Genomic DNA, 6,619 nt, shown 5'->3' with positions numbered 1-6,619 from the left:
CACCGACTGGAGCCCGGCCGCCGGGCTGACCGCCTGCCTGACGCCGTCGGGCCACATGCTGGGCTCGGCCTTTGTGCGGCTGCGCAGCGCGCAGACCTCGGTGCTGTTTTCGGGCGACATCGGCCGGCCGCACGACCTGGTTCTGGCCGCGCCCGAAAAAATGGCGGGGGCCGATTACCTGGTCGTTGAGTCCACCTATGGCAACCGCCAGCATCCGCACACGGACCCGCTGGTCAAACTGGCCGAGGTCGTCAACGCGGCGGCGGCGCGCGGCGGGGCGGTGATCATTCCGGCCTTTGCCGTGGGCCGGGCGCAAACCCTGCTGTATTGCATGCATTTGCTCAAGGCCAAAGGGGCAATCCCCGATCTGCCGGTTTACCTGAACAGCCCGATGGCGGCCAATGCCACCGAGATTTACCGCCACTACCGCAGCGAACACCGGCTCACGCCGGCCCAGTGCGAGGCCATGTTCAAGGCCGCGCACATCGTCAACAGCCCCGAAGAGTCAGAGGCGCTGAACAAGAAAAAAGGGCCGATGGTGATCATTGCCGCCAGCGGCATGGCCACCGGCGGGCGCGTGGTGCACCACCTCAAGGCCTTCATGCCGCACGAGCGCAACACGATTTTGTTTGCCGGCTACCAGGCCGGTGGCACCCGGGGCGCGGCCTTGCTGGGAGGGGCAAAATCGGTGCGTATCCACGGCGCCGAGGTGGCGGTGCGGGCGCATATTGAGTCGCTGGACAGCTTTTCGGCCCACGCCGATGGCGGCGAGATCGTCGACTGGCTGCGCGGTTTTTCGGCGCCGCCGCAGCGCAGCTTTATTACCCACGGCGAGCCGGATGCCGCCGATGGCATGCGTCAGCGCATAGAGCGCGAACTGGGGTGGGCTTGCCAGGTGCCCGACTACCTGGAAACCGTCACGCTCGACTGAGTGGGTGTGTCCTGGCCTTTTCTACTGAAGAACGGAGTTCATCATGTACCACCATATTCTGGTGCCGCTGGACGGCAGCCCGACCTCGCGGCGCGGTTTGAGCGAGGCCATCAAGCTGGCCGGCCTGACCGGCGCGAAGCTCAAGCTGCTGCACTACATCGACCCTTTTTCCTACGTCGGCGGCTTTGAGTCACCCAGCGTCTACCTGGTGGACCTGCTGCCGGTGCTGCGCGAGTCGGGCAAGGCGATTTTGAAAGAGGGGCAGGCGCTGGCCGCGGCGCAGCAGATCACGGCAGACACGGTATTGATCGACGACGCCAATGACCGGCTGTGTGATCGGGTCATCGCCCAGGCCCAAGACTGGCCGGCCGACCTGATCGTGATGGGCACCCACGGCCGCCGCGGCGTCAACCGGGTGTTTCTGGGCAGCGACGCCGAGCAGATTCTGCGGCTGGCCCCGGTGCCGGTGCTGCTGGTGCGCGGTGTGGACGACGAGGCTGACGGCGCGGGCGACCGGGCGGTTTGAATCGTGACCGGCCCGGCGTGGCGCCGCGCCGCATGAAAAAAGCCACCCGAAGGTGGCTTTGCGCGGCAAGGCGGGAGGCTTATTTGAGGCCCGCCGCCGCACGCAGCGCCTGCGCCTTGTCAGTTTTTTCCCAGGTAAATTCCGGCTCGTCGCGGCCAAAGTGGCCATAGGCCGCCGTCTTTTCGTAGATCGGGCGCAGCAGGTCCAGCATCTGGATGATGCCTTTGGGACGCAGGTCAAAGAATTCGCTGACCAAGGCCGAGAGTTTTTCGTCAGAAATCACGCCGGTGCCTTCGGTGTACACCGTCACGTTCATCGGGTGCGCCACGCCAATCGCGTAGGCCACCTGGATCTGGCATTGCCTGGCCAGGCCCGCCGCCACGATGTTTTTGGCGACATAACGGGCGGCGTAGGCGGCCGAGCGGTCGACCTTGCTCGGGTCTTTGCCGCTAAAGGCGCCGCCGCCGTGCGGGCAGGCACCGCCGTAGGTGTCCACAATGATCTTGCGCCCGGTCAGGCCGCAATCGCCCTGTGGGCCGCCAATGACAAAGCGGCCGGTCGGGTTGATCAGGTACTTGGTGTCCTTGAGCCACTCCTTGGGCAGCACCGGCTTGATGATTTCTTCAATGATGGCTTCGGTGAAGCTGGCCTTCATCTTGTGCTGGGTCTCGCTCTGGTCGGGGCTGTGCTGGGTCGACAGCACCACGGTGTCTATGCTGTGTGGCTTGCCGTCGACATAGCGCATGGTGACCTGGCTTTTGGCGTCGGGACGCAGAAAAGGCAGGCGGCCGTCCTTGCGCAACTGGGCCTGGCGCTCGACCAGGCGGTGCGCGAAGTAAATCGGCGCGGGCATCAGCTCGGGCGTTTCGTCGCAGGCGTAGCCAAACATCAGGCCCTGGTCGCCGGCGCCGATGTTCAGGTGGTCGTCGCTGGCGTGGTCCACGCCCTGGGCGATGTCGTTGCTCTGCTTGTCATAGCAGACCATGACCGCGCAGCCCTTGTAGTCGATGCCGTAGTCGGTGTTGTCGTAGCCGATGCGCTTGATGGTGTCGCGCGCGACCTGGATGTAGTCGACATGCGCGTTGGTGGTGATCTCGCCGGCCAGCACCACGAGGCCGGTGTTGGTCAGGGTTTCGGCGGCGACGCGCGAGCGCGGGTCCTGCTTGAAGATGGCATCGAGAATGGCATCGGAAATCTGGTCGGCCACCTTGTCGGGATGGCCTTCAGAGACGGATTCGGACGTAAAAAGAAAATCGTTCGCCATTGCGTACACTCCATGAAGTTTGTCGGCGCGTTGCCGGCCTGGAATGCCTCGGCGAACGCTTTAGCAGTTTGGTTTAATGTCGCCCTGCAAGTTGTTCAGTAACTCGGCGACAGGCTCAATTATAAGGCACTGCGTTTTCAACCGGTTTCGCCTTTCAACACCCTTTACATGTTCTGGTTATTCCGATTTTTCTCCTTCTGGCCGCTGGCCGCCCTGCAGGCGCTGGGCGGCGCGCTGGGCTGGCTGGTGTGGGCCCTGAGCCCGCGCTACCGGGCGCAGTTTCGCGCCCATGTGGCGCAAGCGGGCCTGCCGTTTGAGCTTGCCCGCCCGGCCATTGCCGAGGCCGGGCGTTTTGTGGCCGAGTTGCCCCGGCTCTGGCTGCGGCCGCCGGGCGAGTCCTGCCTGCACCATGTCCGGGTTGAGGGCCAGGCCCATGCGGCGCAGGCCTTTGCGCAAGGCCGGGGCGTGATTTTTTTCGGGCCGCACTGCGGCAGTTTCGAGCTCGGGCCGCAGGCGCTGGCCGAGCTGTACGGCCCGGCGCAGGGCCCCATCACCGCGATTTACCGGCCGGCGCGCAAGCCCTGGCTGGCCCGGCTCGAGCGCATTGCGCGTGACCGCCCCTATTTGCGGGTGCTGCCGGCTTCCCTGAGCGCGATTCGCCAGCTGCACAAAACCCTCAAGTCGAATCAGGCGGTGGCGCTGCTGACCGACCAGGTGCCGCCCGAGGGGCTGGGCGTCTGGGCGCCGTTTTTTGGCAAACCGGCCTACACCATGACGCTGGCGGCGCGGCTGGCCCTGCAAAGCGGGGCGACCCTGCTGCCGGTGAGCTGCGAGCGCCTGCCGCAGGGGCGCGGCTATGCGCTGAAAATCTGGCCCGCCGTGACCGGCCCCGACGCCGCTGAAAAGGGCGAGCTGTTGTCGCTGGTAAGCCGTATCAACCAGGCCATCGAGGCGATTGTGCTGAGCCAGCCAGGCCAGTATCTGTGGGGCTATGCGCGCTACAAGACGCCGCGCGTTGAAGCCGCTTCGGCCCGGACGCCAGGCAAGGAGGCCGTTTGAAAACGCCTGGCCAGTGGCTCGGCCAGCTCACCACGCGGGCCGGCATTGCCCTGATGCAGGCGCTGGCCTTTTTGCCGCTGTCCTGGATACGCGCGCTGGGCAGCGTGCTGGGCTGGCTGCTGTATGGGCTGGTTGGCTCGCGCCGGCGCGTGGTGCAGGCCAATTTTGCGCTGTGCTTTCCGGCGCTTGACGAAGCCGCGCGGCGCCGGCTGACGCGCCAGACCTTTGTTTATTTTGCGCAAGCCTGGCTGGACCGTAGCTGGCTCTGGCACGCGCCCCAGGCCTGGGTGCGGCGGCGGGTGCGGCTGACCGGCGCGGTGCAGGAGCTGGCGGGCAACGAGCCGACGGTGATTTTTTTGCCTCATTTTGTCGGCCTGGACGCGGCCTGGGCCGGCGTGGCGCAGCAGCTGCCGCGCTCATCGACCACGATTTACACTGACCAGTCGAACAAGCTGGTCGATCAGTGGATACTGCGCGGGCGCCAGCGCTTTGGCCATCTGCGCCTGTTTGGCCGCGCCGAAGGCGTCAAGCCGATTGTGGCGGCGCTGCGCCAGGGCCAGCCGCTGTACCTGCTGCCCGACATGGACTTTGGCCCCGACGAGTCGGTGATGGTGCCGTTTTACGGGGTGCAGGCAGCCACCGTGCCGTCGCTCTCGCGCTTTGCCCGGCTCGGCCGCGCCAAGGTGCTGCCGTTGCTGCCGCGCATCACCGCCAGCGGCTACGAGGTGCAGGTGCTGCCGGCCTGGCCGGACTTTCCGTCGGACGACCCGGTGGCCGACACCGCGCTGATGAACGCCCGGCTGCAGGACTACATCGCCAGCATGCCGGCGCAGTACTACTGGGTGCACAAACGCTTCAAGACCCGGCCCGAGGGCGAGCCGTCGCTGTACTGAGCCCGTCAAGGCGGCTCATTGGCCCGGTTTTCAGGAAAAATTGGCCGCCAGCCCAAACAGAACGCGCATGAGCAGCTATTATTTTAATAGCATGTCAGTGCAGGAACTGCTGCAGGTAATCGGCCACCAGCGCCGGCTGCTCATGCACGATCCAGTGGGTCGCGCCCGCCACGCGCAGCAGCGTCATCCGCGGCACATGCTCGCCCAGGCCGTCCAGCAGCGCAGGCGGCAGGGCGATGTCGGCGTCGCCCCAGACCACCAGTGTCGGCAGGTCCACCCGCAGCATCGCTGGCGGTAGCGTCACGGCGGCGGCCGCCGGGTCGTGGTGCGGCGGGCCGGGACGCGGCGGGCGCAGCGGCGAGGCGCGGTAGTAGTTGCAGGGCCCGGTCAGGCCACGCTGCCAGATGGCGCGGTACTGCGCCCGCACGCTGTCCGTCAGCCAGGCCCGCGGGCCGGTGGTGGCGCCCATGCTGGTAAAAAACTCCCACAGGCGCCGAAAGTCATCCTCTGCCAGCAGCGCTTCGGCGTCGGGCCGGATCAGGAAGTTCATGTAGGCGCTGGCCGCCTGCTGCGCGGGCGAGTGCTGCAGCTCGCGCAAGAAAGTCCCCGGGTGCGGCGAGTTGATGATGGCCAGTTTCTGGATCAAGCCGGGCTGGCTCGCCGCCAGGTTCCAGGCCAGCGCGCCGCCCCAGTCGTGCGCCACCAGGCAGGCTATGTTGCCACCGTGCAGGTCAATCAGCGCGGCAATGTCCTGCACCAGCGCCTTGGGCCGGTAGGCCGCCACTTGAGCCGGCGCGCTCGATGCTTCGTAGCCGCGCAGATTGGGCGCGAGGCAGTAAAAGCCGCCGTTTTCGGGCCGGGCAAAGTGGGCCAAGAGGCCGTCCCAGACAAAGGCGGCCTCCGGGAAACCGTGCAGAAACATCAGCACCGGCCGGCCTGGGGTGCCCGCGCTGCGGCACGACAGGGTGATGCCGTGGGGCAGGGTGTGCAGGCGGGTGGTGATCATGTTGCTATTGTTTTAATAGCTGTTAGCACTCGTTATGCCTGGGCTACAGCCATTATTTACCCTTTATCGGCGCCATGGGGCGGGTTCTGGGCCGGTTCGGGGCTGGCCGGCTTTTCGGGCGGCTTTTCGGGCGGATGGGCCCAGTCCCACAAATGCTGGGCCACTTCTTCCACGCCGCGCTTTTTCAGCGCGGAAAACAGCTTGACGTCGCCGCCACCGGCCTGCAGCTTGACGATTTGCAGCGCCTTGGCGGCATCGGTCTTGTTGAGCTTGTCGGATTTGGTCAGCAGCACCAGAAACTTCAGGCCTTCTTCGACCCGGGGCCGGATCACGTCGAGCAGCACCTCGTCGAGCTCGGTCAGCCCCAGGCGCGGGTCGCACAGCAGCACCACGGCTTTCAGGTTGTCGCGGGTCTGCAGGTAGTTGCCCATGACCTGCTGCCAGCGGTATTTGGCTTCCTTGGGCACGGCGGCATAGCCGTAACCGGGCAGGTCGGTCAGCACCGCATCGGTCACGCCCTGCTTGCCCAGCGTGAACAGGTTGATGCTCTGGGTGCGGCCCGGCGTCTTGGAGGCATAGGCCAGCCGGTGCTGCTGCGTCAGGGTGTTGATGCAGGTCGATTTGCCGGCGTTGGAGCGGCCCACAAACGCGATTTCGGGCACATCGAGCCGCGGCAGGTGCTTGAGTTCGGGCGCGGTGGTCAGAAATTTGGCGGTGTGCAGCCAGCCCATGGCGATTTTCGGGTCGGGTTGGGCGGGGGGCGGCAGGGCGGAAGTTGAGGTCATGGCGGGCGGTCCCTGGGGTCGGAAGCAGGCAATTGCGGGCAGTGGGGGCACTGGCGCGCGGTGTCGGGCACGGGCCAGCGCAGGGTGGCTGGCGAGAAAAGCCAGGGGCAGACTGGCGCGGCAAGACCCGCATCGGCAGACCGGCCTCCAAGCCA

Annotated in this window: 7 protein-coding genes; 4 read left to right on the top strand and 3 right to left on the bottom strand. The window is 66.2% G+C overall.

The window, feature by feature from the left end; translation table 11 throughout:
• Nucleotides 1–931, top strand: a 931-nt coding sequence (locus tag RMO23_RS02600; RefSeq protein ID WP_309678539.1) for an MBL fold metallo-hydrolase, incomplete at its 5' end; no start/stop codon positions are given.
• Between the two features lie 43 nt (nucleotides 932–974).
• Nucleotides 975–1,457, top strand: coding sequence for a universal stress protein (locus tag RMO23_RS02595; protein WP_309678538.1), 483 nt, complete (start codon nucleotides 975–977; stop codon nucleotides 1,455–1,457).
• A gap of 79 nt (nucleotides 1,458–1,536) precedes the next feature.
• Here RMO23_RS02595 and metK read toward each other — a convergent pair whose 3' ends face one another.
• Nucleotides 1,537–2,721 carry a methionine adenosyltransferase gene (gene metK / locus RMO23_RS02590; RefSeq protein ID WP_309678537.1) on the bottom strand — a complete coding sequence of 395 codons (1,185 nt, stop codon included), beginning with the start codon at nucleotides 2,719–2,721 and terminating at the stop codon, nucleotides 1,537–1,539.
• Nucleotides 2,722–2,889: 168 nt separating this feature from the next.
• Between metK and RMO23_RS02585 the strand changes: the two genes are divergently transcribed.
• A complete protein-coding gene (locus RMO23_RS02585; protein ID WP_309678536.1) occupies nucleotides 2,890–3,780 on the top strand; it encodes a lysophospholipid acyltransferase family protein in 891 nt (296 codons plus the stop codon).
• On the top strand, nucleotides 3,777–4,673 hold the full coding sequence (locus RMO23_RS02580) for a lipid A biosynthesis acyltransferase (RefSeq protein WP_309678535.1): 897 nt from the start codon (nucleotides 3,777–3,779) through the stop codon (nucleotides 4,671–4,673). The genes RMO23_RS02585 and RMO23_RS02580 overlap by 4 nt, the downstream gene beginning before the upstream one ends.
• Before the next feature lie 94 nt (nucleotides 4,674–4,767).
• On the opposite strand, the gene RMO23_RS02575 is transcribed toward RMO23_RS02580, so the two are convergent.
• Complete coding sequence (locus tag RMO23_RS02575) at nucleotides 4,768–5,679, bottom strand: alpha/beta fold hydrolase (protein ID WP_309678534.1); 912 nt, start codon at nucleotides 5,677–5,679, stop codon at nucleotides 4,768–4,770.
• A 56-nt stretch (nucleotides 5,680–5,735) separates the two neighbouring features.
• Entirely contained in the window at nucleotides 5,736–6,464 is a 729-nt protein-coding gene (yihA, locus tag RMO23_RS02570) for a ribosome biogenesis GTP-binding protein YihA/YsxC (protein WP_309678533.1), read from the bottom strand.
• Between the last annotated feature and the right edge of the window lie 155 nt (nucleotides 6,465–6,619).

This window comes from Polaromonas sp. (assembly GCF_031411155.1).
Lineage (GTDB): Bacteria > Pseudomonadota > Gammaproteobacteria > Burkholderiales > Burkholderiaceae_C > Polaromonas.
Note: the sequence above shows the minus strand (reverse complement) of the source record. Positions and strands in the feature narration are given on the sequence as shown.

Excerpts from the sequence above, each read along its gene's own strand:
- metK (WP_309678537.1), bottom strand. The coding sequence starts at position 2,721 with ATGGCGAACGATTTTCTTTTTACGTCCGAATCCGTCTCTGAAGGCCAT.
- RMO23_RS02585 (WP_309678536.1), top strand. The coding sequence starts at position 2,890 with ATGTTCTGGTTATTCCGATTTTTCTCCTTCTGGCCGCTGGCCGCCCTG.
- RMO23_RS02595 (WP_309678538.1), top strand. The coding sequence starts at position 975 with ATGTACCACCATATTCTGGTGCCGCTGGACGGCAGCCCGACCTCGCGG.
- RMO23_RS02575 (WP_309678534.1), bottom strand. The coding sequence starts at position 5,679 with ATGATCACCACCCGCCTGCACACCCTGCCCCACGGCATCACCCTGTCG.
- yihA (WP_309678533.1), bottom strand. The coding sequence starts at position 6,464 with ATGACCTCAACTTCCGCCCTGCCGCCCCCCGCCCAACCCGACCCGAAA.